This is a genomic window from Rhizobium yanglingense (genome assembly GCF_977109285.1).
Map to the genome: position 1 here is coordinate 236,995 of NZ_CDSAWY010000002.1, position 24,187 is coordinate 261,181.

Consider the following 24,187-nt stretch of genomic DNA (forward strand, 5'->3'; position numbering starts at 1 on the left):
ATGACGGACCGGAAAACCAAACCGCGCGATTGGCCGCGGCGGATCAGCCGCTGGTGGAGCCGCAACGGGAACCCTAAAGTCTGCGCCATGGAAAATGATTCTCCGACGATGCCGAAGCGGACGCTGATAGACATCCTGTTCATCCTCTTCCTGAGGCTGATCGCGATCTCCTGCTTCTGGTTCGGCCTGCAATATTGGGCGATGCTTGTTGGCTATTCACTGGTGGGGGCAGGGCGCTTCGATCTTCTGAGCTTGCCGTGGAAAGTTGCGGCCACCAGCCTTGCCGTCCTCTTCCCCGTCGCTTCGCTCGGCCTCTGGCTGACGGTATCCTGGGGCCCGGTCGTTTGGGTGCTCGCCGCAGGCGGACAAATCCTGATGTATGGCCTGCTGCCGCAGACCTTCGGCTCCAACCGGCTCATCCTTGTGATGCATGGCGCGGTTGCCTTGGTCTATCTGGTTTTCCGCCTGGCGCTCTGGCTGGAGAAACGCCGCCAGCGCCGCAAAGTAAGCGTTGATTTACCCTGATACAACGCGGGGTTTCCGGTAAGGTGCTGTTAAGCCTGCAGTTTAAGTAGAATTTTATTTGTATTCGATAGGGTCTGTCTCAAGGCGGGAAGAAAACCAACACCGCCAAACAAAACAGTGAGGCAGTCATCATGAATACGAAAATCAAGCCGCAGGCGGTATCGAACTTCCGTGATCAGCAGGACCAGGACATCCGTGATCTTTACATGGAATCCCTTCACCTTGTTGAACGTCTTCACCGCCGCCTTCTGGATGTCATCAAGGACGAGTTCGACCGTCAGGGCCGCAGCGACGTCAACGCCATCCAGGCTCTGCTCCTTTTCAACATCGGTAATTCCGAGCTGACCGCCGGCGAGCTGCGCTCGCGTGGCTACTATCTTGGCTCGAACGTGTCCTACAACGTCAAGAAGCTGGTCGATCTCGGCTTCATCAACCACCAGCGTTCGCGCATCGACCGCCGCTCCGTTCGCATCAGCCTGACGGAAACCGGTACTGAGGTTGCCGAAACAGTCGCCAAGCTCTACGAGCGCCACATCGCCTCGATCGACAAGGTCGGCGGCATCGGCACGGACGAGTTCACCCAGATGAACAAGCTCCTGCAGCGCCTCGACCGTTTCTGGAACGACCAGATCCTTTACCGGCTCTAAGGGAAGAGACCTCCTCCAAGGTCGAAGAAAACCGGACGCGTCCCTGCGCGTCCGGTTTTGCCGTTCCGGGCAAGCGTGTCATCTTTGCAACGCATCGCACCCAAGCATAGCGGCCCGTACTCAGCACCTGTATTCAGGCCGTTTTTTAGCCGTTATTAACCAGCACCGTTTACGGCGGATCGATATGGTTTCGTCCGTGCCGCTCCCGACCATCGGTAGGCATCTTGGACGTCGGCGACACGAATTGGCCATATTGGTATGACAGCGGACATGCACGGCAAGCGGCGCTTCTCATATGGTAGTTCAAAGTCGTCCGCGCTTCTGGCTCGCAATCTTGTGACGGCCAGGCGCGGAAAACCTGTGATGCGCCGGAAAACGGAATGGTAGTGATCTGCGCCGTGGCGCAGTGAATCGCAAAGCCCGCGGTTTTCCTTTCAAGCTGCGGCATTGAGTGGTTGGGATTATGTCGAAGAAAAACCGAATTGAAGCTCTTTCGCGCCGCGCCTTTCTTGCGTCTGCGGCAACCGTCGGCGCCAGTGCAATCGCCGCCCCGGCATTTGCGCAGTCCGCGCTCGATGCGCTGATCAACGCACCGCGCCGCGGCGCCTGGGATGACCAGTTCGATGCCAAGGCTGCCTCGCGTACGGCGAGTGCCGCCGTCTCCAATACCCCGATCCTCAGCCCGCAGTCGGTTCCGAGCATCCAGCAGGCGATCATGGAGTATCAGCAGATCGCCTCCGCAGGCGGTTGGCCTGAGGTCAATCCGGCTGGCCTGCGTCTCCAGCTCGGCGTGACGGATCCTTCCGTTCAGGCCCTGCGCCAGCGCCTTGCCATTACCGGCGACCTGCCGCGCGAAGCAGGCATGTCGTCCGCCTTCGATTCCTATGTCGATGGTGCGGTCAAGCGCTTCCAGGCTCGTCATGGCCTTCCGGCAGACGGCGTCATTGGCGAATTCACGCTGAAGGCGATGAACATTCCGGTTGATGTGCGCCTGCAGCAGCTGAACACCAACCTCATCCGCCTGCAGACCTTCCCGGAAGATCTCGGCCGCCGCCATGTCATGGTCAATATTCCGGCCGCCTATGTCGAGGCGGTCGAGGACGGCAGCGTGGCGACACGTCATGCGGCCGTCGTCGGACGTATCAGCCGCCCGACGCATATCGTCAACTCGAAGATCTACGAGGTCATCCTCAATCCCTATTGGACTGCGCCGCGCTCGATCGTCGAGAAGGACATCATGCCGCTGATGCGCAAGGATCCGACTTATCTCGAGAAGAACGCCATTCGCCTGATCGACGGCAAAGGCAACGAAGTCGCCCCGGAAACCATCGACTGGAATGGCGAGGCGCCGAACCTGATGTTCCGTCAGGATCCAGGCAAGATCAACGCCATGGCCTCGGCGAAGATCAATTTCCACAACAAGAACGGCGAGTACATGCACGACACGCCGCAGCAGGGCCTGTTCAACAAGCTGATGCGCTTTAAGTCGTCCGGCTGCGTTCGCGTCCAGAACGTCCGCGACCTGACGACTTGGCTGCTGCGCGACACCCCGCCGTGGTCGCGCCAGCAGATGGAGCAGGTGATCGCCAGCCGGGTCAACACGCCGATTACGCTCGCCGAGGAAATCCCGGTCTATTTCGTCTACATTTCCGCCTGGGGCATGCCGGACGGCCTCGTGCAGTTCCGCGACGACATCTACCAGATGGACGGCAACGCCGAGCTTGCTCTCGATACGACCGCTGGAATGGAGCAGCCGGTTCAGTAAGCGTCATGCATATGAATTGGGAAACCGCGCCAGAAGGCGCGGTTTTTTCATTTCCAGCGGTTGCCATTCATCCGTTTGCCGGGACCCTCTCCCGGTAAACGAGGCGAAGGGGATATGTCGCAACGCTTCGGTTAATCTCCAAGTTTTGTGAGGCACGTCCCCTCCAAGCCGGCGCAGAGAGGATCAGGGTGAGGGGCATCCCACGACAACATGCCAAGTCCACGACACTCCTGCGCGTAGATTGCCCAGCAAATGTCGTTCTTCGTATTGCTCTCGGCAGGGCGGAACGCTAATACCTTCGCGCATTCCAGTTGAGGAGCCCGCCCATGACAAATGCTTCCACGCAGACCTTCTTCAATCGCTCGCTTGCCGACACCGATCCGGATATCTTCGGCGCGATTGAAAAGGAGCTCGGCCGCCAGCGGCATGAGATCGAATTGATCGCATCGGAGAACATCGTTTCCCGCGCGGTGCTGGAAGCCCAGGGCTCCATCATGACGAACAAATATGCGGAAGGTTATCCGGGCAAGCGCTACTACGGCGGCTGCCAGTTCGTCGATATTGCTGAAGAACTGGCGATCGAACGCGCCAAGAAGCTCTTCGGCGTCAACTTCGCCAACGTCCAGCCGAATTCCGGCTCGCAGATGAACCAGGCGGTCTTCCTGGCGCTGCTGCAGCCGGGCGACACCTTTATGGGCCTCGACCTGAACTCGGGCGGTCACCTGACGCACGGTTCGCCGGTCAATATGTCCGGCAAGTGGTTCAACGTCGTGTCCTACGGCGTTCGCGAAGGCGACAACCTGCTCGACATGGACGAAGTCGCCCGCAAGGCCGAAGAGCACAAGCCGAAGCTGATCATCGCCGGCGGCACCGCTTACTCCCGTGTCTGGGACTGGAAGCGTTTCCGCGAGATTGCCGATTCCGTCGGCGCCTATCTCATGGTCGACATGGCTCATATCGCCGGCCTCGTTGCCGGCGGCCAGCATCCGTCGCCGTTCCCGCACTGCCACGTCGCAACGACGACGACCCACAAGTCGCTTCGCGGCCCGCGCGGCGGCGTCATCCTGACGAACGACGAGGATCTGGCGAAGAAGTTCAACTCGGCTGTTTTCCCGGGCCTCCAGGGTGGTCCGCTGATGCACATCATCGCCGCCAAGGCCGTCGCGTTCGGCGAAGCGCTGCAGCCGGAATTCAAGGACTACGCCGCGCAGATCGTCAAGAACGCTAAGGCGCTTGCCGAGACGCTGATGGCAGGCGGACTCGATGTCGTCTCCGGCGGTACCGACAACCACCTGATGCTCGTCGATCTTCGCAAGAAGAACGCGACAGGAAAGCGCGCCGAAGCAGCGCTCGGGCGCGCCTACATCACCTGCAACAAGAACGGCATTCCGTTCGATCCGGAAAAGCCCTTCGTCACCTCCGGCGTCCGTCTCGGCGCTCCGGCAGGCACGACGCGCGGCTTCAAGGAAGCGGAATTCAAGGAAATCGGCAACCTCATCGTTGAGGTTCTCGACGGCCTCAAGGTCGCCAATTCCGATGAAGGCAACGCTGCAGTCGAAGCAGCCGTTCGTGGCAAGGTGGTCGACCTTACCGGCCGCTTCCCAATGTACGACTACATCGGCTAAGGATAGCGCATGCGCTGCCCATTCTGCGGATCGGAAGACACCCAGGTCAAGGATTCACGTCCGGCGGAGGACAATACGTCCATCCGCCGCAGACGGATTTGTCCCGATTGCGGCGGCCGCTTCACGACCTTCGAGCGCGTGCAACTGCGCGAGCTGATGGTCGTCAAGAAGACCGGCCGCAAGGTGCCTTTCGACCGCGACAAGCTGGTGCGGTCCTTCGAGATCGCGCTGCGCAAGCGCCCGGTCGACCGTGACCGCATCGAAAGGGCTGTTTCCGGCATCGTCCGCCGCCTCGAAAGCTCCGGCGAAGTCGAAATCAGCTCCGAGGCCATCGGCCTTCAGGTGCTGGAAGCTCTCAAGAGTCTCGATGACGTTGGCTTTGTTCGGTACGCGTCGGTCTATCGGGATTTCTCGCATGCCGAGGATTTCGAAAAGGTCATCTCCGAAATCAACGCCAAGATCAGCCGCGACACTTTGGAGACGTGAGCCTTGAGCGCCTGGCCGCATGACAATCGTTTCATGGCCGAGGCAATCCGTCTTGGCCTTCTGCATCTCGGCCAGACGTCCACAAATCCTTCCGTCGGCTGCGTCATCGTCAGGGACGGCGAAATCGTCGGCCACAGCACGACGGCGATCGGCGGGCGCCCGCATGCCGAGCCGCAGGCGCTCACCGAGGCAGGCGAACTGGCTCGCGGCGCCACCGCCTATGTGACGCTCGAACCCTGCTCTCATCACGGCAAGACGCCGCCCTGCGCCGACGCGCTGATTGCCTCTGGTGTCGCGCGCGTCGTCATCAGCGTGACCGATCCCGATCCTCGTGTCTCCGGCCGCGGCATCGCGCTTCTGCGCGAAGCCGGCATCGAGGTTGATACCGGCGTGCTGGAAGAGGAGGGCAGGCGCTCGCTCGCCGGCTATCTCACCCGGCAGACGAAGAACCGGCCCTATGTGACTCTGAAGCTTGCCGTTTCCGCCGACGGCATGATCGGCCGCAAAGGCGAGGGACAGATCGCCATCACCAGTCCTCTCGCCCGCGCACAGGTCCAGGCGCTCCGCGCTGAAACCGACGCCATTCTCGTCGGCATCGGCACGGCGATCGCCGACGACCCGGAACTGACGGTGCGCGTGCCGGGCCTGCAATCGCTGTCGCCGGTGCGTATCGTGCTTGATCCGCGGCTCGATTTGCCGCTCGACAGTAAACTTGTGCGTTCAGCACGAGAGGTGCCGACCATTGCCGTTGCAGGCGAGGCACCCCCCTTTATCCTGCCGGACATCTCTCCTACGAGGGGCGAGATAGTTGGGGGGAACGCTCGCCCGCATTCTTCCGCCGGGACCGACGCCACCCCTGATGAGGTGCCAGTAGAAGCGAGCTTCGGCAACCTGCCGATCCCTCCCCTGGTGGAGGAGATGCCCGGCAGGGCAAAGGGGGGTGAGGCTCGCGCCGAAGCCTTGCGGGCTGCAGGCGTTGAAATCCTCTGCTGCCATCCTTACCATCCCGAAGTGCTGCTCCCGGCGCTCGCCTCGCGCGGCATTTCCTCGCTCCTCGTCGAAGGCGGTGCGAAGACGGCGCGGCTTTTCCTCGACGCCGGTCTCGTCGATCGAATCCAGCTTTACCAGGGCCAGCTCGTCATCGGCGAGGGCGGTATTGAATCGCCTTTGACGAAGACCGATATGCCATCCGGTTTTGCCCATAGAGCCACATTCATGTTCGGCGACGACCGGCTGGACGAATACGAAAGAGAATTTTGATGTTCACCGGAATTGTCACCGATATCGGCATGATCGAATCCGTTTCTCCCATGAACGAGGGTGTAAAGCTACGCGTCGTGAGCAATTACGACCCTAAGACCATCGATATGGGCGCGTCGATTTCCCATTCGGGCATCTGCCTGACGGTGACCGGCCTGCCGGACGAAGGCAGCAACGGGCGTTGGTTCGAGGTGGAGGCCTGGGAAGAGGCTCTGAGGCTCACGACGCTTGCAAGCTGGAAGGAAGGCACCCGCGTCAACCTCGAGCGTTCTCTGAAGATCGGCGACGAACTCGGCGGCCACATCGTCTCAGGGCATGTCGACGGCAAGGCAGAAATCCTGTCGGTGACAACGGAAGGCGATGCGACCCGCTTCCGTCTGCGCGCCCCGGAGCATCTTGCGAAGTTCGTGGCGCCCAAAGGCTCGATCGCGCTCGATGGTACGTCGCTGACGGTCAACGCCGTCGAAGGCACGGATTTCGATGTGCTTCTCATTCGCCATACTTCGGAAGTCACGACATGGGGCGAGCGAGAGGCCGGCGATTTCGTCAATTTCGAGGTCGATACGATGGCGCGCTATGCAGCTAGGCTGGCTGAATTCCCTGCCGCGAAAGCAGAATGATTTCGCCGTGATAATCGGTACGTGCCACCTCGCGGAAGCCGAGCTTTTCCGCGACGCGTAGCGAAGCTGCGTTTTCCGGGCTGACGATGCAGGTCATCTCCTTGCCGGGGAAATGACAGTTAGCCCATGCGATCAGCGCCGTGAGCGCTTCTGTCGCATAGCCCCTTCCGTGTGCGGAAGGCAGCAACACCCATCCGGTTTCCAGTGTTTCCTCGATGGGTGGAGACATCTCACGTCGGGCTTCGTGGAAGCCTGCTTCGCCGATCAGCCGCCCGCTTTGCTTTTCCTCGATGATCAAAAAGCCGAAACCCATATGATGCCACATGCCACTCGCCCTTATGAGGCGGGACCATGTCTGCTCGCGTGTCGATGGCACGCCGCTGATATAGCGAACGACGTCCGCATCTGCCCATAAGTGTATGTAGGCATCGAAATCGTCGAGCCGGTGCGGGCGCAAAATCAACCGTTTCGTTTCGATGGTCGGAACATTGATCATCATGGATATCGTTTCTGTGAACACCTGTCTCACGCGCCTGCTTCGCCATCCCAGTAGTCGAGATCGTTCTCCGCGCGCCCGATGAAGCGGAAGCGCCCGACGTCATGATTTGTCTTGGCGAGGAATTTTTGGGAATCCGGGTATTCGACGATCTCCGTCACCGCCATCGTGGAGATGCCGAGATAGATCAGCGTCGTGCTGCCGGTATTGAGGATCTGATGTGCCGTTTCCTTCCCGCCGGCAGGCGCGCCGAGCGTGTCGCCTTTCCTGATGGGGTAACGTTCGCTTCCAAAACGGTATTCGCCTGTCCCTTCGATTACGAAGAACAGCTCATCCTCGACATGGTGATTGTGGAACGGACAGCTCGATTTGCCGGGCGGCACCTCGTTGTAGCTGATCCCGAGATTGGAAAGTCCAAGCAGGCGGCCGAAGGATGTGTCGGCGCCCTCGTAGAGCGCGCCCTGTTGCCACCGCTCCAGCGTCAGGTCGGCAATATTGAGAACCGGTTTGATGTCCCGTGGCATGTTTTCTCCCCTTTTGCAGGGACGAACAGACCATCAATTCGGGATGGTTTTCAATAGGCGTCAGTAGAATTGTCGGGCAGGGCGGCGCAGCGATCTGCGCCGCCCTGCGCCGATCAGTCGGTATAGAAGGTAATGCTGCCATCGGCCGCCTGTTCGGCATTGACGACGTTGCGGACATTGACGCCGTCATTGCCGAGCTTGCGCATCAGCATCTTGTTGGCGTCGATCGATGCCTGAATCTGGCGCACTTCCTGGGCCGAGCGTGGCGGAGCGGAGCGCGGACCATATGCTTCGGGGCTTGCGTCGTGCCAGTTGTAGAAATGCTTTACGTTGAAGTCGTTACCCCGGAAATTGCGGAGCGTCTGTTCGATGCCCGATGGGCTGTTCATGCCAAAGCTTTCCGCACGGCTGACGCCGGCAAGCGCGAGGGAGGAGAAGGCGGAAACGATGGCGATAGTGGCAACGCGGTTCATGATGGTATCCTTTCATCTGCTATGACGGTCGGCTGTCGTGCAGGGGATCGTCGGCGTTACGCTTGTTGAGTTGGGTCGGCCACAGCGTGGAATCAATAGCTAAACACCTGAAATAACATTACAAATTGTTCATAACGATTGCCTTCGATTTGCCGTTTTCAAGGTGCTTGCGAGCGTGCATGGCAAACGGCCGGCGTATATTTCTGCTATCCTCTTGCAGAGATTTCCGGCCATGATCCGAATTTGCTTGCCATTCATCGAAAGGCGTGTTTTGACCGCGGCCTGCCAAATGGCAAAGTCCTCAGAAACCGAAGGTGATGCATGGCGCGAGATAACGCTCCCCATATTTTGATCGTAGAAGCGCGCTTCTACGACGACATGGCCGACGCTCTTCTGGAAGGGGCAACCTTTGCGCTCAAGGAAGCCGGCGCGAGCTACGATGTCGTCACCGTTGCAGGAGCCCTGGAGATTCCGCCGGCGATTGCCATGGCGCTTGACGGCGCCGACAATGGCGGCACGCAATATGACGGCTATGTCGCTCTCGGCATGGTCATCCGCGGCGAGACCTACCACTTCGACATAGTGTCGAACGAATCCTGCCGCGCATTGATGGATCTCGCTGTCAGCGAATCCCTTGCCATCGGCAACGGCATCCTGACGGTCGAAAACGATGAGCAGGCTTGGGCACGCGCCCGCCGCTCGGACAAAGACAAGGGCGGCTTTGCCGCTCGCGCAGCTCTCACGATGATCGAGCTGAAGAAGAAACTGGGTGCATACGAATGACTAGTGAAAATCCGGAGCGTCAGGTAAAGACGGCAAACCAGCGCGGCGCTGCGCGTCTGGCTGCTGTTCAGGCGCTCTACCAGATGGATATCGGCGGCACGGGTGTTCTGGAAATCGTCGCCGAATATGAGGCTCACCGCCTCGGTCAAGAAATCGACGGCGAGACCTATCTCAAGGCCGACGCCGCGTGGTTCCGTTCCATCGTTTCCGGCGTGGTGCGCGAGCAGCTTCGTCTGGATCCTTTGATCGCCTCTGCCCTGCAGGACGACTGGGCGTTGTCGCGCCTCGACAGCACCGTGCGCGCGATCCTGCGCGCCGGCGTTTTCGAACTTCTCGACCGCAAAGACGTGCCGGTGGCCGTGATCGTTACGGAATATGTCGAGATCGCCCAGGCTTTCTTCGAGGATGACGAGCCGAAGCTCGTCAATGCCGTGCTCGACCGCATCGCCAAACAGGTGCGCGGCGAGATGAAGAAGTAAGCCTTCCGTCCGCTATCGGACCATTTCGCGCTTTACGCTGCGCTGCAAGGGTTTTCGTCCCTTGCGGTCTTGACGTCGTGTTTTCCACCCCGCAATCTCCGCACGCAAAGCTAGAGCGTTTCTGTGGAGAGAAGACGATTCGGCTGCTTCGTGGCCGGAGGGAGGAGTGCTCCGGCACTTTTGGAGGAAAGAGCGAAATGATAATTCTTTTATGCGTAATTGCATGCGGTCTGCTCTCGGTGGTTTATGCCATCTGGGCAACCCGCTCGGTACTGGCGGCCGATCAGGGAAACAGCCGCATGCAGGAAATCGCGGGTTATATCCGTGAAGGCGCGCAGGCCTATCTCATGCGCCAGTACAAGACGATTGCGGTCGTCGGCATCGTTGTTTTCATCGCAGCCTGGCTGCTTCTCTCCGGCATGGCCGCCATCGGCTTTCTGATCGGCGCCGTGCTTTCCGGTGCCGCCGGCTTTATCGGCATGCACGTCTCCGTTCGCGCCAACGTCCGCACGGCGCAGGCCGCATCGCACAGCCTCTCGGCCGGCCTCGATATCGCCTTCAAATCCGGTGCCATCACCGGCATGCTCGTCGCCGGTTTGGCACTGCTCGGCGTATCCATCTATTATTTCATCCTGACCAGCCTGCTCGGCCATGAAAGCGGTTCGCGCGAAGTCATCGATGCGCTTGTCGCGCTCGGCTTCGGTGCCTCGCTGATCTCGATCTTTGCTCGTCTGGGCGGCGGCATCTTCACCAAGGGTGCCGATGTCGGCGGGGATCTCGTCGGCAAGGTCGAGGCAGGCATTCCGGAAGACGATCCGCGCAACCCGGCGACGATCGCAGACAATGTCGGCGACAATGTCGGCGACTGCGCCGGCATGGCCGCCGACCTTTTCGAGACCTATGCCGTTTCCGTCGTCGCAACCATGGTTCTCGCCTCAATCTTCTTTGCCGGGGCACCGATCCTGCAGTCGGCGATGGTTTACCCGCTGGCAATCTGCGGCGCCTGCATCCTCACCTCGATCGTCGGTACCTTTTTCGTCAAGCTTGGAACCAACGGCTCGATCATGGGCGCACTCTATAAGGGCCTTATCGTCACCGGCCTCCTGTCGATCGTCGGCCTAGGCGCTGCAACATCGTTGACCGTGGGCTGGGGGTCGCTCGGACAGGCCGGCGGTGTAGATGTTACCGGTACCAATCTCTTCTTCTGCGGCCTCGTCGGCCTCTTGGTAACGGCGCTCATTGTCGTCATCACCGAATATTATACCGGCACCAACAAACGCCCGGTCAATTCGATCGCCCAGGCATCCGTGACCGGCCACGGCACCAACGTCATCCAGGGCCTTGCGGTCTCGCTGGAATCGACGGCGCTGCCTGCGATCGTCATCGTCGCCGGTATTATCGGCACCTACCAGCTCGCCGGCCTCTTCGGCACCGGCATCGCCGTCACGGCCATGCTCGGCCTTGCCGGTATGATCGTTGCGCTCGATGCCTTCGGTCCTGTAACCGACAACGCCGGCGGCATTGCCGAAATGTCGCATCTGCCGCCGGAAGTCCGCAAGTCGACGGACGCGCTCGACGCCGTCGGCAATACGACGAAAGCCGTGACAAAAGGCTACGCGATCGGCTCTGCCGGACTCGGCGCGCTGGTGCTTTTTGCGGCCTATTCCTATGACCTCAAATATTTTGCGGCAAATGGCGACAAGTTTCCCTACTTCGCAGGCATAGGGGAGATTTCATTCGATCTCTCCAACCCCTATGTGGTGGCCGGATTGATCTTCGGTGGGCTCATTCCCTACCTCTTCGGCGGTATCGCCATGACGGCCGTCGGCCGCGCCGCCGGCGCAATCGTCGAGGAAGTGCGCCGTCAGTTCAAGGAAAAACCGGGCATCATGCAGGGCACGGAAAAGCCGGACTACGGCAAGGCCGTCGACCTTCTGACCAAGGCCGCAATCCGCGAGATGATCATCCCCTCGCTATTGCCGGTCCTGGCTCCGATCGTCGTTTATTTCGGTGTTCTGCTGGTCTCCGGCTCCAAGGCCTCGGCCTTCGCCGCACTCGGCGCATCGCTCCTCGGCGTCATTATCAACGGCCTGTTCGTCGCCATCTCGATGACGTCGGGCGGCGGTGCATGGGACAACGCGAAGAAGTCATTCGAGGACGGCTTCGTCGACAAGGACGGCGTCCGCCACATGAAGGGCTCGGACGCACACAAGGCCTCCGTCACCGGCGATACGGTCGGCGATCCTTACAAGGACACCGCAGGTCCAGCCGTCAATCCGGCGATCAAGATCACCAATATCGTCGCCTTGCTGCTCTTGGCGGTCTTGGCCTGATCGAAGAAGAAACCCGCCGGAGCGATCCGGCGGGTTTCTTTGTTGGGTCGGATATTTATCGGATACTTGCAGGATTCTGCGGATTGCCTGAAGGCGTTCCGAACAGGCTCTTTGCTGCACCGCCCGCGCCGCCTGCCAGAATCTGCTGCAGGAAACTCAGTTCGCGGCCGCCGGTCGGGGTCACGCGCGAAATCGTATCGAAGACCCTGCCGTCCTGGAGCGTGTAATTCGCGCGGCGCGTGACGACGCCGTCCTTATCGAAGTAGATCGCAAGCACGCTCTGGTCGACGACCTTCAGTTTCTGGAAGGCGACGGAGCGCGTGCGCTTCTGCGAGATGTAATAGAAGACCTCGGTGTCGAACGTTGCCGTCGTCGAAGGCGTGCCGAGCGACAGAAGCACCTGTTCGCGGCTCGAGCCTTCCGGAACGAGATTGAGGGATTGCTCGTCGACAATATAGCCGCCGTTAAGCACTGTTCCCGTTTGGCAACCTGTGAGGCCTGCTGAGGCAATCATAATGGCGATGGCTGCGCTGCTGAAGAATTTTATGTCAGACTTGAAATACCGTTTCTTCAACGACATCTACTCCCTTGAGGTCTTGATAGGCAGCTTTCCGGCCCTGCAATCACCGCTGATGCAAAACCTTTGTGGCCTTTCCGGGGTCGAATACTCCCAATTCCCCGAGATCGAGCCGACAAGGGCACTGTCCCGAAAGTGGCCACCTTCGGCATTGCAATTCGCGCCTGCTTCGGTAAACCAGCTTTCGAAATCATGCAACACGACCCACGCAACTCCGCGTGAAGAACGAGGCTTTTCCGGAAGAAACAATGATCTTCGGGCTCTTTCGCAAGAAAAACAACAATCAGGCGATCGTCGAACGGCAGTATTCGGTACTGACTGCCGCAGCCCGTATGCCGGAATTCTACGAGACCATGCATGTTCCGGACACCGTGATGGGCCGTTTCGAGATGCTGTCGCTGGTAATGATCCTCTTCTTCCGCCGCACACGCTCCTGCCAAACCAGCGGACAGGAGATTGCCCAGGAGATCGTCGATGCCTTCTTTGAGGATATCGACCATTCGATCCGTGAACTCGGCATCAGCGACAACGGGGTGCCGAAACGCATGAAGAAGCTTGCCGGCATGTTCTACGGACGTCTCGAATCCTATTCGGCGGCAATCGATAGCGGCGACCGCGGGGCCCTTGCCGCAGCCCTTAACCGCAATATCCATCCGCAAGCCGCCGACCCTTACGACATGACGGCGCTTGCCAACTGGATGTTTGGCGCCGAAGCCGATCTGTCGGCCCAGTCCGAGGAGCGGATCGCCACCGGCTCGGCGACGCTGCCACGGGCAGCGTAAGGAGGACGCCATGAAACATCGCAACGACGACATTCCATTTTCTTACCTCGTCAAGGTCGGCCATATCTCCGCAAACCCTGTCGAAGTGCACCTCAAAGCGGACGAGAAGGAGCGGAAAGCGCTTGCCGAACGCTGGGATGTACTGTCCGTCGACGATCTGCGTGCGGACCTGCAAATCAACCGCTGGAAGAAGGATGGCGTCCGCGTGAAGGGCAGGGTGCAGGCAAAGATCGTTCAGGCCTGCGTGGTGACGCTCGACCCGGTACCTGCCGATATCGACGAGCAGTTCGAGCAGATCTACGTGCCCGAGAATTCGAAACTCGCCCGGCACCCGGCCAATGATGCCGGCGAAATGGTCCTCGATCCTGACGGGCCGGACCTGCCTGAAACCTTCGTCGGCGACACGATCGACGCGGGAGAAGTGGTGATGGAATTCGCCGCGCTGGCGATCGATCCCTATCCCCGCAAGAAGGGTGTCGAGTTCTCCGGCCATATCGAAGATACGGGGAAAACGATAAGAAGCCTTCTGCCTTTGCGGTACTCAAGGATTGGCAGAAGGACTGAACACCCGTGGGGTATTTGACACAATTCAGTTGTAAGCGATAGGAAAACCGGTATTTTGGCCGAAATTTTCGCTCCCCTCAGGCGAAAGAAAAGGATCAGGGACGCGTGATCAGAATATCTCTCGACCTCATGGGTGGCGACTTTGGTCCCCAGGTTGTCATCCCCGGTGCCGCGAAAGCATTGGAAAGGCATCCCGATATCTCCTTCGTCTTTTTTGGACTGAAAGAGCAGTGCGATCCGGTTCTCGCCAAGTTTGCGAAGGTGAGGGAAAAGTCCGTCTTCCACGATTGCGAACTTGCCGTTCGCATGGACGAGAAGCCCAGCCAGGCGCTACGCCGCGGCCGATATATTTCCACCATGTGGCGCTCGATCGAGGCCGTGAAGACGGGCGACGCTGATGTCGCCGTTTCCGCGGGAAACACCGGCGCTCTGATGGCCATGGCAAAGTTCTGTCTGCGCACGATGGCCAATATCGAGCGCCCGGCGATTGCGGCCATTTGGCCGACGCTGCGGGGCGAGAGCATCGTTCTCGATGTCGGCGCGACGATCGGCGCTGATTCTCAGCAGCTGATGGACTTCGCCCTGATGGGCGGCGCCATGGCGCGCGCCCTCTTCGAACTCGAACGGCCGACGATCGGCCTGCTGAACGTCGGCGTCGAAGAGGTGAAAGGCCAGGAAGAAGTCAAGGAAGCAGGCCGGCTGCTTCGCGAGGCCAATATCGATTCGCTCGAATATTCCGGTTTCGTCGAAGGCGACGACATCGGGAAAGGCACCGTCGATGTCGTCGTGACCGAAGGCTTTTCGGGCAATATCGCCTTGAAGGCCGCAGAAGGTACGGCAAAACAGATCGCCGCATACCTGCGTGCCGCGATGTCGCGCACGCTGCTTGCCAGGATCGGCTATCTCTTTGCCAAGAGCGCCTTCGACATGCTTCGCGAAAAGATGGACCCGAGCAAGGTCAATGGCGGCGTATTCCTTGGTCTCAACGGCATCGTCATCAAGAGCCATGGCGGCGCCAATGCAGACGGCATCGCTGCTGCCATCGAGGTCGGCTATGATATGGCCAAGAATGGCCTCAATCAGAAAATAGAAAACGATCTCAAGAAATATCATGCCAAGCGGTTACCCCCGATGGGGCCGGAAGCCGCATGAGCAACGAGGTTTAACCAGAATGATCCGTTCAGTGGTTCGCGGGTTCGGAGCCGCACTTCCGAAACGCGTAATGACCAATCGCGAGATGGAAGATGTCGTCGATACGTCTGACGAGTGGATCGTCCAACGCACCGGCATCCGCCAGCGACATATCGCAAGCGATGACGAGACGACGTCTTCGCTCGGCGAGCGGGCTGCGCGTGCGGCGCTCGACAAGGCAGGGCTGACGCCTGCCGATATCGATCTCATCATCTGCGCCACCTCGACGCCGGACAACACTTTCCCGGCGACGGCGGTCAATATCCAGAACCGTCTCGGCATGCACCACGGCTTCGCCTTTGACGTTCAGGCGGTCTGCACCGGCTTCGTCTATGCCGTGACGACGGCCGACGCCTATATCCGTGGCGGCCTCGCCAGGCGTGCACTCGTGATCGGTGCGGAAACCTTCTCGCGCATCCTCGACTGGAACGACCGCACCACCTGCGTGCTTTTCGGCGACGGCGCCGGCGCGATCGTGATCGAGGCTGCCGAAGGTGAGGGTACGACGGCCGATCGCGGCATCCTGACGGCGCATCTTCGCTCCGATGGCTCACACAAGGAGAAACTCTTCGTCGATGGCGGCCCGTCCACCACTGGCACTGTCGGCAAGTTGCGCATGGAAGGCCGCGAGGTCTTCAAATATGCCGTCGGCATGATCACCGACGTGATCCAGGCCGCCTTCGATTCGACGGGTACGACCGCCGAAGATCTCGACTGGCTTGTGCCGCACCAGGCGAACCGCCGCATTATCGACGGCTCCGCCAAGAAGCTGCATATTGCCCCCGAGAAAGTCGTCATCACTGTCGACCTGCACGGCAACACCTCAGCCGCCTCGATCCCGCTCGCACTTGCCACTGCAGCAGGCGATGGACGCATCAAGAAAGGCGATCTGGTGATGCTGGAGGCGATGGGCGGCGGCTTCACCTGGGGTGCTTTGCTGCTGCGCTGGTGACGGCGAAGAATTGCAAAAAACTGGCGACGAACAAGAGCTTGACCGTAAGGCGCAAGACAAATAGTCTTTGCTCGCTTTTAAAAAATATTTTGTAGAATTGGTGGGGAGACCATGACCGGAAAGACAGTGACGCGAGCAGACCTGGCGGAATCGGTTTTCCGGAAGGTCGGTCTCTCCAGGACCGAATCCGCCGAACTCGTCGAGACCGTGCTCGACGAAATCTGCAACGCCATCGTCCGTGGCGAAACCGTCAAGCTTTCCTCCTTCGCCACCTTCCAGGTCCGCGATAAGAACGAGCGCATCGGCCGCAACCCCAAGACGGGTGAAGAAGTGCCGATCTCGCCCCGCCGGGTAATGACCTTCAAGGCTTCGAACGTCCTGAAGACCCGTATTCTCAAGGCGCACACCCTGCGCAAGGTCAAGCAGAAACCCGCAAATCCGGCCATGTAAGGGTGCAATGGGATAAGTTGAATATCTGTCCCTGATTGCTGCCTCCTGATCATTTTTCTCCAAGCGCGCTTCCAGCTTGTGGGCTATGCGAAGACATGACTTGAATTCAACGCCGCAAACCGTTGAAATATGATGAGTCGCGGTTTGAACCGCCACCGGTGATCGCGTAGGGAGTACGACCTTGGACAAGAGCCCCGATGCCTTCCGAACAATCAGCGAAGTCGCTGACGACCTCGATCTGCCGCAACACGTTCTGCGTTTCTGGGAAACGCGCTTTCCGCAGATAAAGCCAATGAAGAGGGGCGGTGGGCGCCGCTATTACCGGCCGGAAGACGTGGATCTGCTGAAGGGCATCCGCCATCTCCTTTACGACCATGGCTATACGATCAAGGGCGTTCAGAAGCTCCTGAAGACGAACGGCAACAAGTTCGTCGTCGCTGTCGCGCAAGGCGATCTCGCCAGCGTCGAGGCGCTTGCCGCGGGTGGCAGGGACAGTGCTCCGGGTGAACCGCGCGTCGGCATTGCGGAGGAGGATCAGCTGGTCGGCCGCGCAAAGCCGCCGATTACCCGCCGCTTCTTCAATTTCGTTGCCGGCGACGACGATCAGGCAGAAGTCTCGATCGGCAAGTCGAGCGTCAGCAAGGAGGACAGGGCGCTTCTGCAGGAGGCGCTCTACGATCTTCTGGAATGCAAGCGCCTTCTCGATCAGGTGCGTTAAAAATCCTTGCGCCCTGGGAATGCGGTCCTTGACCAGGCAGTGGACGGTGATCACCAGATCGGCCTGACGTCGGCCAATTCCCAGGCGGTATCGTCGACGCCCGATTGCCGTCTCCGATGGAAAATGTCGCCGGAAGCAGCGTCTTTCCGACGGGAGGGCAGCGAATCCGGCGCTACCAGCGGTCGTGATCGCCATGCGGCTGGCGGAACAGCTGCACGCGGCATGCGCCGGGGAAGGCTATTCATCGCCGGCTCTGGATCAAAACATTGAGAAGGCTTCCTGAGGATGGAAAGCCTGTTCTGTCTGCTGCTCTGGGAGGGACATGGGCGCGAAGCTGTGAGCTTCGCGCCTGATCTGGTCACTCGAGGATTTGAATGACGCGGTGTGTCTGAGGTTCGACGATCACTCTGCGATTGTTGACAACGGTATAAGCATAACCGTCCATATCCGGGACCTCGTGAATTTCGACGGTCTCCGGAAGCATCGTTCCGACGACGACATCCCCCTCATAGACGACAGAAGGTACCTGCTGCTCCATCACATAGGTGCGAACTTCGCCCGGCAACACGATGGAGCCGGTGGGTGCAGGGTCAACGATTACCGTACTCTGCGCGAAGGCGGCAGAGCAGACCGTCAGCGTTACGGCGGCCGTAGCCAGCATGGTCTTGCGCATAGGACAAATCTCCTTTTCCTACCCAGCCTTGAAGAAAAACGCCCCCACCGGTCCGTTGTTCCGGAAAAGGTCACAGCCGCCTGCTGCTTCGGCGCTGACGTGGCACCGACCTTGGCAAAGCCGCCGGCATCTGTTTAGAGAGGATCGCACGAAAGGACTCGTGCGCTGAGAACCGCCAGAAAAACGGGAGAGACAATCCTGATCTCCGTCCGCCTTTCTGCTTATAAAGCCCCATTTCACAAGGAATTCCCCTGTGTCCTCTCCCAATGTACCCGGCAAAGCCTACGATGCATTCCTTTTCGACATGGACGGCACGCTGCTTAACTCCATAGCGGTCGTCGAGCGCATCTGGGGCGATTGGGCAAAGGATCACGGCCTCGAGCCGGAAGTGTTTCTGAAGACGATACACGGCGTCCGTGCCAGCGACACCATCCGTCAAATGGCGCTTCCCGGTGTGGATCCGGTGCTTGAAGCGAAAAAACTCCTGATCGAGGAAATGGAAGACGTCGACGGCATCGTGCAGATCCCCGGCGCAATCCGCTTTCTAAACGGCATTCCCGCCGACAGATGGGCGATCGTCACCTCCGCCCCATTTGAACTCGCCAAGCGACGCATGGCCGCCGCCGGTATCCCGATGCCGAAGGTCATCGTCACCGGCGAGGAAGTCCAGGCAGGCAAGCCCAGCCCGGAATGCTACCTGCTCGGCGCCAGCCGCCTGGGTGTCGATCCGAAACGCTGCTTGGTCTTCGAAGACGCGGTTGCGGGCATACTTGCGGGAGAAGGTGCAGGAGCCGATGTCACCGTCATTACCGCGACACATGCCACGCCATTCGAAACACCGCATTTCTCGATTGCGGACTACGAGGCATGGACCGTGAAGACAATCGGAGGCATCGGAATCGGAATCGTTCGGAACCTAAGTGGCACATCGGCTTTTTGCGCGGAGTACGGCTTTTTCCGCTTGCATTGGGCGACACGAAAAACTAAACGAAACAAGCTGTTTCGGCAGGTCGAGGCGTAGCGCAACCAAGTAGCGCACTTGACTGGATCAAGGGGCGCTGGTTCGATATAAGGATCAGCGAAATTGTTGAGGCCCACCGAATGAGGCATGTGACGGAATGTAGCGCAGTCTGGTAGCGCACTTGACTGGGGGTCAAGGGGTCGTCGGTTCAAATCCGGCCATTCCGAGATTTTTACTCGTTAATTCAACGAGTTATCTTTGGGCATCCGAAAAGGCGGCTGGTGGGGCAACGTCCGACTGGCCGCTATTTCTATCTGGAACAGTTATTTTGGGCTCTGAACAAGGTTACAGTGTTCCATCGGTGGCGTCACCTGGTTTTGGAACGTCGCGGACGCCAGGCAAATCCAGTGCTTGTGGAACCACGCGTCCAAGTCCGCCTCGAAAATGTCTTCGCCCCCTGTAAAGGCCAGCCGGCAGCGAACGCCCATCGTCGCGGGCGTTGCACGGTTGAAAGGCGCAGATCTTTGATCGCGCTCCAGTAGACCCGATTGCAAAATTCCCTTGGCGGAGCGTACACCTTGTCCAGTCGCCCCGACCGTTTATCACATTAAAATCTCAGGAAAAACTTGACCGAGAGCTCGTCACGGCGGAGCCGGAAGAAACCGGCCGCGCGCAAAAGCGTGATGAGCTGTTATCATGCAGCGCCGGTCTTTCCCGGAACAAGCCCGTCCCCTTAGGGTTAGCCTGCCGTCACCCACGCAACACTGGAGGACGTTATGCCTATGAAACTTTTCAGCAGCATCCATTCTGGCCCTCGGCACGGCAACATCGGCTTCCTATGCCCAGAGCCAAGGCGCTCCGGCCAGCTCAACGAATTCGCCGCCATCGGTGCAGGAAGGGGAAGACTATCCTTTCGGCAACAATAGCAATGCGCCTGCTGCGGTTGATCCCAATGTAACCGGCAGCACGACCATGACACGGGGAGGCTCCATGGAAGGCAATTGCCCTGCGTACGACAAGGCGCGGACCTCTCCTGGTCGCGGCGACGACCAGACCGACATGGCAGAACTATGCGGTAACAAGTAACCGATGTGCTTCCAAGGAAGGGCCGGTGTTGCACCGGCCCTTCCTTTGCTTGTGTCCACTCAATCGGCGCTGTCGACCACATCACGCCGTCTTACGAGCTTGAGGCTTCTGTCCGGTTGAATGATGTAGGTTTCCTCCACCCATCGGCCGGTCGGGTCGATAAATTGATGGGGCAGAACAGAGCCGGGGGGCGATTTGCTAAGCCGCACCGGTGGCTGGCCTCCATATGTGATGCTTCCGCGTATCGGCTCAATTCCTTCGGAGCCGCTGGTGCAGCCGGATAACACCAGTGCAGCTATCAAAATCGTCGGTCGAATTCCCATTACTGTTGGCCTTCAAATGTTCTGCCGCGTAACGGCGCAACGTTTCCGTGTCGCGCGCCTCTGGCGCACCAAGTAAATGGTGCTCTGTTTTATGCGGGAAAGCGTAAGCTCGACTGGCATGCAAAAAAAGCAGGCAGAACGCCAGTCGGGGGGCCGGCACAAGCGCAGGCGCGCCGGAAACCAGCTTGCGACCCCGAGACATTTGTTCCAGTTGCCAAGCCGGAAATCGGCGCGCATATTATCTATATCGTCGGCCATGGATGGGCGGCTGGCGAATGATGCTAGTTGTGCTTTTGCCCTCATGGGAAGTGCGGCTCGATGCTCGATACACCTTTTCATCCCCGTGATCTGCCGCTCTTTTCGGAAGACCTAGATGTGATTTCCGGAGTGTTGGATATCGTCTGCAAGGCGAGGGGACTAAGCCGCAACACGCCCGAAGCCGAGCACCTCGGCGCGCTGATCATCCAGCTCTATCGCCAGGGTGCCAAGGACAGCACGAAACTCGCCGCCCTTGCGAAGGCCTATCTCTAGCCCTCACTTTTCCTCGACGGAAATGCCGTTCTGGCCGATGCGAAGTTCGATGCCATCGGGCTTGCGTTCCTCATTGAAAATATAGACGCCAAGGCCGACAATGACGACGACCAAGGCGCCGATGACGAAATATAGACCATTGTTGCGGTTCAAGATGTTTTCCCCAACGTTTTGATATCGAAGGAAAAACGCGTGAAGATCCCTTTGGTTCCTTGTGCGGGCCACACTCAGTCGTCGTTGGCAGCGTTGAGGTTTTCGGGGCGGATGCCGTCGTCGCTTGACGTGCGCGCCCGCAGACGCACGCCCGGGCCGCCTTCGTCCTGATTGCCGCTTGCGATAAAGATCACGCCGGCTGCTTCCAGCGCGTGCTTGGCGGCAAGGAATGCGCCGGGCTCGCCCATTCCGTCGCCGTCTTCGAGTGCCTCTATAGCTTCCGGCGTCAGGCCGGACGCAGCGGCAAGCTCATCGATGCTCATCCCGGTCATGGCGCGCGCGCCGCGTATCTGCATTCCTGTGATCATGCTTGGAAGTTTAGCGCGAATGCCGCCGTTCTCAAGTACTTAGGCCGCACTATGCCCGGGAAACTCTGCCGGTAGCGATGTTCGAGTGCTGCGCACCCCCAGACGATGCCGAAGAGAAGATAGACATGCCGCCAATGGTCGATGTCGATCACGTTGCCGATGACCGCGTGGCCGATGATGCAGATCCAGGCGATCATCAGATAAGGCTGCCAGGGCCGATTCCTGAGCGAGGTTCTTGAGACCGAGGTAAAGCGTCCACACGAGCAGCGACACGTAGGAGACGAAGCCGAGCCATCCATAGGTCGTCAGCGTCTTCAGCCAGATATTGTGCTCGTCTTCCGGAAAGATGGTGCCGAACACCATCGGGCCGAGACCGAGCGGCCTTTCCATCATCATCTGAAAGCCGATGCGGTGGCGGTCGAAACGGCCGAGATATTCGCCGTCATATTCCTGGACCAGCTGTGCGCGGGTGCTGAACAAATCGCTGACCTGCGGGAATTGAAGCGCGATCAGAAGGGCTGCGACCATCAAAACGGTCGCCAGAAGCGAGAGGATAAGGATGCGCAGCCGGAAAACGCCGCTTCGCTCCTTCAGGAGCATCAGGAAGATGAGCAGCACCACACCGAGCAGGAAGAGGCCCCAGGCGGCGCGCGAGAAGGACAGGAATACGCCGAGCACAACGATCAGTAGCGCGGCGGCGCGCAACGGCGAGGTCTTCAGGTCACGCGTCAATATGCCGTGGATAAGATAGAGGGACGGTACGGACGAGGAACGGTCCGAAGACGTTCGGATCCTGGAATGCGCCCTTCGCGCGGTCGTAGAGCGTGAAGACCTCGGCGCCGGGAAAGGCATGGAAATATCCAAGTATACCGAGCAACGAGGTGATGACGGCTGCAAAGACCCAGGCATTGAAGATCAGTGGCAGCCGCTTGGCGCTGTCTTCGATGATGGCCGCATAGAAGACCGAGGTCAGGGCAAGGAAGGTCGAGACCGCAACATACATCGGCCCGCCGGTCATGTCCTTCATTTGCGTCAGTGAAAGCATGCCGCCGACATTGAAGGTCAGGAGCAGGGTCAGAAGCATCGCGGTGAAGCGCGAGATTCGAAGGCCGAGGATGAACCAGATGCCGACGAGCCCCGCCATCCACAGTTCGTAAGGCGCAGGCTCATTGATGACGAAGCCAGCGAGGAAGACGCCGAAGGCGACCATCGCCGAGCCGATGAAGCGCAGTGCGGCGCGCTGCGGTTGGGCGACGTGGGAATATGCCGCCTCGATCGCGCTCAATAGGCGTTTTCCGTGTTGAGCAACCGCACCGGCGTCAGGAACAATATCTTGAGATCGAACCAGAGCGACCAGTTCTCGATATAGTATAGGTCGTAGGCGGTGCGGAACTTGATCTTTTCGTCATTGTCGATCTCGCCGCGCCAGCCGTTGATCTGCGCCCAGCCGGTCACGCCGGGCTTCACGCGGTGACGGGCGAAATAGCCTTCCACGATGTCGCCCCAGGCGCGATCTTTGGTCTGCGCCAGGACTGCATGCGGCCGGGGGCCGACGAGCGAGAGATCGCCTTTCAGCACGTTGAACAGTTGCGGCAATTCATCGATCGAGGACTTGCGGATGAAGCGGCCGACCGGCGTCACGCGCGGATCGCCCTTGGTCACTACGACCTTGGCGTTGTGATCGCTCATGTTGGTGTACATCGAACGGAACTTGAAGACGTTGATGACCTCATTGTTGAAGCCGTGCCGCTTCTGCATGAAGAAGACTGGACCCTTGGACGTCAGCTTGATTGCAATGGCCGTCAGGATCATCACGGGCCAGAGCAAAGCAAGCGCAAGCGATGCGAAGAAGATGTCGAAGCCGCGTTTGGCGACCGAGTCCCAATCGCGGATCGGCTTCTTGAAAATGTCGAGCATCGGCACGGAGCCGATATGCGAATAGGCACGCGGCCGGAACCGCAGGCGGTTGGCATGTGCCGCAAGGCGGATATCGACCGGCAGGATCCAAAGCTTTTTGAGAAGCTGAAGGATGCGCGCCTCGGCGCTGAGCGGCAGCGCGATAATCAGCATGTCGATCCGGGTCAGCCGTACGAATTCGACCAGTTCGGCAACGGTGCCGAGCTTCGGATAGCCGGCGACCATGACCGGCGAGCGCTTCTCGCCCCGGTCGTCGAAGATGCCGCATATGCGGATGTCGTTGTCTGCCTGCTGCTCGAGAACGCGGATCAGATCCTTGGCAGGTTCGCCGCCGCCGACGATCACGGCGCGGCGCTCCATGACGCCGTTGCGCGCCCAGTTGCGGATGCCGTAGGCGACCAGGAAGCGTGAGCCGAGCAGGAAGACTGAGGCAAGCGAGAACCAGGCGACATGCAGGTTTATCTCTGCCCATGCGAGATCGCGGAAGAGCGAAAAGATCACTTCCGTCACGGCAAAGGCAGCCGCCCACGCGCCGAAGATGCGGGGCAGCAGGCGAATGCGGGCCCGCAGCGCCGGAATGGAATAGGTATCCGAAAGCTGCAGCGCCATGACGCCCAACGCCGCGGCTGCTGCTGCTATGCCCGCTCGCGCGCCAAGGCTTTCGCTGCCGTCTCCAGGCCAGATCAGGAAGGCAAGCAGCCCGATTGCGAATTGCGAGACGAATTCGAAGAGGCGCAGCTGGCCGATGACCATCGACGGGGAACGCGTTCCCTCGCGGAACTGTTCGGCAATCTGCCGGGCATAGGCGTTGATCTCTCCGGGGGTTTCCTTCCCGCCACCGTCTGCGTTGGCAGCGGAAACCCGCTTGCGCAGGGCTTCCACGTCGAACTGATCGCTCTTTTCTGCTTTGTTCATAAGGCTTCAG

General features: G+C 59.6%; 24 protein-coding genes, 1 tRNA gene and 4 pseudogenes. 19 read left to right on the top strand and 10 right to left on the bottom strand.

Annotation, left to right across the window (positions count from 1 at the left end):
• Positions 1 to 87 precede the first annotated feature (87 nt).
• The 7 genes from ACW4PC_RS02315 to ACW4PC_RS02345 all read left to right on the top strand — a co-directional run bounded on the left by ACW4PC_RS02315 (position 88) and on the right by ACW4PC_RS02345 (position 6,928).
• Complete coding sequence (locus ACW4PC_RS02315) at positions 88 to 525, top strand: DUF6163 family protein (RefSeq protein ID WP_283071359.1); 438 nt, start codon at positions 88 to 90, stop codon at positions 523 to 525.
• Positions 526 to 656: 131 nt separating this feature from the next.
• Positions 657 to 1,172 carry a transcriptional regulator LdtR gene (gene ldtR / locus ACW4PC_RS02320; protein WP_022714744.1) on the top strand — a complete coding sequence of 172 codons (516 nt, stop codon included), beginning with the start codon at positions 657 to 659 and terminating at the stop codon, positions 1,170 to 1,172.
• A 463-nt stretch (positions 1,173 to 1,635) separates the two neighbouring features.
• Positions 1,636 to 2,937: a L,D-transpeptidase family protein gene (locus ACW4PC_RS02325; protein WP_455872704.1), complete on the top strand. Its 1,302-nt coding sequence runs from the start codon at positions 1,636 to 1,638 to the stop codon at positions 2,935 to 2,937.
• 326 nt (positions 2,938 to 3,263) lie between these two features.
• Entirely contained in the window at positions 3,264 to 4,562 is a 1,299-nt protein-coding gene (gene glyA / locus ACW4PC_RS02330; RefSeq protein WP_074067314.1) for a serine hydroxymethyltransferase, read from the top strand.
• A 9-nt stretch (positions 4,563 to 4,571) separates the two neighbouring features.
• A complete protein-coding gene (nrdR, locus tag ACW4PC_RS02335) occupies positions 4,572 to 5,048 on the top strand; it encodes a transcriptional regulator NrdR (protein ID WP_022714748.1) in 477 nt (158 codons plus the stop codon).
• Positions 5,049 to 5,051: 3 nt separating this feature from the next.
• A complete protein-coding gene (gene ribD, locus ACW4PC_RS02340; RefSeq protein WP_455872705.1) occupies positions 5,052 to 6,308 on the top strand; it encodes a bifunctional diaminohydroxyphosphoribosylaminopyrimidine deaminase/5-amino-6-(5-phosphoribosylamino)uracil reductase RibD in 1,257 nt (418 codons plus the stop codon).
• On the top strand, positions 6,308 to 6,928 hold the full coding sequence (locus ACW4PC_RS02345; RefSeq protein ID WP_455872706.1) for a riboflavin synthase: 621 nt from the start codon (positions 6,308 to 6,310) through the stop codon (positions 6,926 to 6,928). Before ribD ends, ACW4PC_RS02345 begins: the two co-directional genes overlap by 1 nt.
• On the opposite strand, the gene ACW4PC_RS02350 is transcribed toward ACW4PC_RS02345, so the two are convergent.
• The 3 genes from ACW4PC_RS02350 to ACW4PC_RS02360 all read right to left on the bottom strand — a co-directional run bounded on the left by ACW4PC_RS02350 (position 6,891) and on the right by ACW4PC_RS02360 (position 8,421).
• Positions 6,891 to 7,424, bottom strand: coding sequence for a GNAT family N-acetyltransferase (locus tag ACW4PC_RS02350; RefSeq protein WP_455872939.1), 534 nt, complete (start codon positions 7,422 to 7,424; stop codon positions 6,891 to 6,893). The genes ACW4PC_RS02345 and ACW4PC_RS02350 overlap by 38 nt on opposite strands.
• A gap of 29 nt (positions 7,425 to 7,453) precedes the next feature.
• Positions 7,454 to 7,948 carry a cupin domain-containing protein gene (locus ACW4PC_RS02355; protein ID WP_455872707.1) on the bottom strand — a complete coding sequence of 165 codons (495 nt, stop codon included), beginning with the start codon at positions 7,946 to 7,948 and terminating at the stop codon, positions 7,454 to 7,456.
• 113 nt (positions 7,949 to 8,061) lie between these two features.
• Positions 8,062 to 8,421: a hypothetical protein gene (locus ACW4PC_RS02360; RefSeq protein ID WP_455872708.1), complete on the bottom strand. Its 360-nt coding sequence runs from the start codon at positions 8,419 to 8,421 to the stop codon at positions 8,062 to 8,064.
• Positions 8,422 to 8,742: 321 nt separating this feature from the next.
• Between ACW4PC_RS02360 and ribH the strand changes: the two genes are divergently transcribed.
• The 3 genes from ribH to ACW4PC_RS02375 all read left to right on the top strand — a co-directional run bounded on the left by ribH (position 8,743) and on the right by ACW4PC_RS02375 (position 12,016).
• On the top strand, positions 8,743 to 9,204 hold the full coding sequence (gene ribH / locus ACW4PC_RS02365; RefSeq protein ID WP_455872709.1) for a 6,7-dimethyl-8-ribityllumazine synthase: 462 nt from the start codon (positions 8,743 to 8,745) through the stop codon (positions 9,202 to 9,204).
• Positions 9,201 to 9,683 (top strand): transcription antitermination factor NusB, encoded by a 483-nt coding sequence (gene nusB / locus ACW4PC_RS02370; RefSeq protein ID WP_455872710.1) that lies wholly within the window; start codon positions 9,201 to 9,203, stop codon positions 9,681 to 9,683. Before ribH ends, nusB begins: the two co-directional genes overlap by 4 nt.
• 197 nt (positions 9,684 to 9,880) lie before the next feature.
• Positions 9,881 to 12,016: a sodium-translocating pyrophosphatase gene (locus tag ACW4PC_RS02375; protein WP_455872711.1), complete on the top strand. Its 2,136-nt coding sequence runs from the start codon at positions 9,881 to 9,883 to the stop codon at positions 12,014 to 12,016.
• 55 nt (positions 12,017 to 12,071) lie between these two features.
• Here the strand turns inward: ACW4PC_RS02375 and ACW4PC_RS02380 are convergent, their stop codons facing one another.
• Positions 12,072 to 12,596 carry an outer membrane protein assembly factor BamE gene (locus ACW4PC_RS02380; RefSeq protein WP_455872712.1) on the bottom strand — a complete coding sequence of 175 codons (525 nt, stop codon included), beginning with the start codon at positions 12,594 to 12,596 and terminating at the stop codon, positions 12,072 to 12,074.
• A 189-nt stretch (positions 12,597 to 12,785) separates the two neighbouring features.
• Between ACW4PC_RS02380 and ACW4PC_RS02385 the strand changes: the two are divergent.
• The 6 genes and pseudogenes from ACW4PC_RS02385 (at position 12,786) to ACW4PC_RS02410 (ending at position 17,250) form a co-directional block, all read left to right on the top strand.
• Positions 12,786 to 13,375 (top strand): annotated as a pseudogene (locus tag ACW4PC_RS02385) (ubiquinol-cytochrome C chaperone family protein).
• Between the two features lie 10 nt (positions 13,376 to 13,385).
• Positions 13,386 to 13,939: pseudogene (locus tag ACW4PC_RS02390) on the top strand (YceD family protein).
• Positions 13,940 to 14,044: 105 nt separating this feature from the next.
• The gene (plsX, locus tag ACW4PC_RS02395; RefSeq protein ID WP_455872713.1) at positions 14,045 to 15,091 is read left to right on the top strand and encodes a phosphate acyltransferase PlsX; all 1,047 of its coding nucleotides are present in this window, start codon (positions 14,045 to 14,047) and stop codon (positions 15,089 to 15,091) included.
• A 19-nt stretch (positions 15,092 to 15,110) separates the two neighbouring features.
• Positions 15,111 to 16,082, top strand: coding sequence for a beta-ketoacyl-ACP synthase III (locus ACW4PC_RS02400; RefSeq protein ID WP_074067343.1), 972 nt, complete (start codon positions 15,111 to 15,113; stop codon positions 16,080 to 16,082).
• Positions 16,083 to 16,193: 111 nt separating this feature from the next.
• Entirely contained in the window at positions 16,194 to 16,532 is a 339-nt protein-coding gene (locus ACW4PC_RS02405; protein ID WP_022714764.1) for an integration host factor subunit alpha, read from the top strand.
• A gap of 181 nt (positions 16,533 to 16,713) precedes the next feature.
• Positions 16,714 to 17,250, top strand: a complete 537-nt coding sequence (locus ACW4PC_RS02410) for a MerR family transcriptional regulator (protein ID WP_455872714.1) — start codon at positions 16,714 to 16,716, stop codon at positions 17,248 to 17,250.
• 358 nt (positions 17,251 to 17,608) lie between these two features.
• Here the strand turns inward: ACW4PC_RS02410 and ACW4PC_RS02415 are convergent, their stop codons facing one another.
• A complete protein-coding gene (locus ACW4PC_RS02415; protein WP_455872715.1) occupies positions 17,609 to 17,923 on the bottom strand; it encodes a DUF1236 domain-containing protein in 315 nt (104 codons plus the stop codon).
• 253 nt (positions 17,924 to 18,176) lie between these two features.
• Here ACW4PC_RS02415 and ACW4PC_RS02420 point away from each other — a divergent pair.
• Positions 18,177 to 18,794: pseudogene (locus ACW4PC_RS02420) on the top strand (HAD family hydrolase); the annotation flags it as partial.
• A 243-nt stretch (positions 18,795 to 19,037) separates the two neighbouring features.
• Positions 19,038 to 19,111, top strand: a tRNA-Pro gene (locus ACW4PC_RS02425).
• 918 nt (positions 19,112 to 20,029) lie between these two features.
• Here the strand turns inward: ACW4PC_RS02425 and ACW4PC_RS02430 are convergent.
• Positions 20,030 to 20,293, bottom strand: coding sequence for a hypothetical protein (locus tag ACW4PC_RS02430; protein WP_074067353.1), 264 nt, complete (start codon positions 20,291 to 20,293; stop codon positions 20,030 to 20,032).
• A gap of 318 nt (positions 20,294 to 20,611) precedes the next feature.
• On the opposite strand from ACW4PC_RS02430, the gene ACW4PC_RS02435 reads away from it, so the two are divergent.
• Positions 20,612 to 20,824, top strand: a complete 213-nt coding sequence (locus ACW4PC_RS02435; RefSeq protein WP_455872716.1) for a hypothetical protein — start codon at positions 20,612 to 20,614, stop codon at positions 20,822 to 20,824.
• A 3-nt stretch (positions 20,825 to 20,827) separates the two neighbouring features.
• Here ACW4PC_RS02435 and ACW4PC_RS02440 read toward each other — a convergent pair whose 3' ends face one another.
• From ACW4PC_RS02440 to ACW4PC_RS02455, 4 genes and pseudogenes are all read right to left on the bottom strand, one after another.
• A complete protein-coding gene (locus tag ACW4PC_RS02440) occupies positions 20,828 to 20,977 on the bottom strand; it encodes a hypothetical protein (protein WP_455872717.1) in 150 nt (49 codons plus the stop codon).
• A gap of 74 nt (positions 20,978 to 21,051) precedes the next feature.
• Positions 21,052 to 21,345, bottom strand: a complete 294-nt coding sequence (locus tag ACW4PC_RS02445) for a helix-turn-helix domain-containing protein (RefSeq protein WP_455872718.1) — start codon at positions 21,343 to 21,345, stop codon at positions 21,052 to 21,054.
• A pseudogene (locus tag ACW4PC_RS02450) lies at positions 21,342 to 22,630 on the bottom strand (O-antigen ligase family protein). Before ACW4PC_RS02450 ends, ACW4PC_RS02445 begins: the two are co-directional and overlap by 4 nt.
• The gene (locus ACW4PC_RS02455; protein ID WP_455872719.1) at positions 22,627 to 24,177 is read right to left on the bottom strand and encodes an undecaprenyl-phosphate glucose phosphotransferase; all 1,551 of its coding nucleotides are present in this window, start codon (positions 24,175 to 24,177) and stop codon (positions 22,627 to 22,629) included. Before ACW4PC_RS02455 ends, ACW4PC_RS02450 begins: the two are co-directional and overlap by 4 nt.
• Positions 24,178 to 24,187 lie beyond the last annotated feature (10 nt).

Bases quoted from the DNA above. Each gene is read 5' to 3' on its own strand.
- ACW4PC_RS02315 (WP_283071359.1), top strand. From the start codon at position 88: ATGGAAAATGATTCTCCGACGATGCCGAAGCGGACGCTGATAGACATC.
- ldtR (WP_022714744.1), top strand. From the start codon at position 657: ATGAATACGAAAATCAAGCCGCAGGCGGTATCGAACTTCCGTGATCAG.
- ACW4PC_RS02325 (WP_455872704.1), top strand. From the start codon at position 1,636: ATGTCGAAGAAAAACCGAATTGAAGCTCTTTCGCGCCGCGCCTTTCTT.
- glyA (WP_074067314.1), top strand. From the start codon at position 3,264: ATGACAAATGCTTCCACGCAGACCTTCTTCAATCGCTCGCTTGCCGAC.
- nrdR (WP_022714748.1), top strand. From the start codon at position 4,572: ATGCGCTGCCCATTCTGCGGATCGGAAGACACCCAGGTCAAGGATTCA.
- ACW4PC_RS02345 (WP_455872706.1), top strand. From the start codon at position 6,308: ATGTTCACCGGAATTGTCACCGATATCGGCATGATCGAATCCGTTTCT.
- ACW4PC_RS02350 (WP_455872939.1), bottom strand. From the start codon at position 7,424: ATGATCAATGTTCCGACCATCGAAACGAAACGGTTGATTTTGCGCCCG.
- ACW4PC_RS02355 (WP_455872707.1), bottom strand. From the start codon at position 7,948: ATGCCACGGGACATCAAACCGGTTCTCAATATTGCCGACCTGACGCTG.
- ACW4PC_RS02360 (WP_455872708.1), bottom strand. From the start codon at position 8,421: ATGAACCGCGTTGCCACTATCGCCATCGTTTCCGCCTTCTCCTCCCTC.
- ribH (WP_455872709.1), top strand. From the start codon at position 8,743: ATGGCGCGAGATAACGCTCCCCATATTTTGATCGTAGAAGCGCGCTTC.
- nusB (WP_455872710.1), top strand. From the start codon at position 9,201: ATGACTAGTGAAAATCCGGAGCGTCAGGTAAAGACGGCAAACCAGCGC.
- ACW4PC_RS02375 (WP_455872711.1), top strand. From the start codon at position 9,881: ATGATAATTCTTTTATGCGTAATTGCATGCGGTCTGCTCTCGGTGGTT.
- ACW4PC_RS02380 (WP_455872712.1), bottom strand. From the start codon at position 12,596: ATGTCGTTGAAGAAACGGTATTTCAAGTCTGACATAAAATTCTTCAGC.
- ACW4PC_RS02400 (WP_074067343.1), top strand. From the start codon at position 15,111: ATGATCCGTTCAGTGGTTCGCGGGTTCGGAGCCGCACTTCCGAAACGC.
- ACW4PC_RS02405 (WP_022714764.1), top strand. From the start codon at position 16,194: ATGACCGGAAAGACAGTGACGCGAGCAGACCTGGCGGAATCGGTTTTC.
- ACW4PC_RS02415 (WP_455872715.1), bottom strand. From the start codon at position 17,923: ATGCGCAAGACCATGCTGGCTACGGCCGCCGTAACGCTGACGGTCTGC.
- ACW4PC_RS02430 (WP_074067353.1), bottom strand. From the start codon at position 20,293: ATGGGAATTCGACCGACGATTTTGATAGCTGCACTGGTGTTATCCGGC.
- ACW4PC_RS02435 (WP_455872716.1), top strand. From the start codon at position 20,612: ATGCTCGATACACCTTTTCATCCCCGTGATCTGCCGCTCTTTTCGGAA.
- ACW4PC_RS02445 (WP_455872718.1), bottom strand. From the start codon at position 21,345: ATGATCACAGGAATGCAGATACGCGGCGCGCGCGCCATGACCGGGATG.
- ACW4PC_RS02455 (WP_455872719.1), bottom strand. From the start codon at position 24,177: ATGAACAAAGCAGAAAAGAGCGATCAGTTCGACGTGGAAGCCCTGCGC.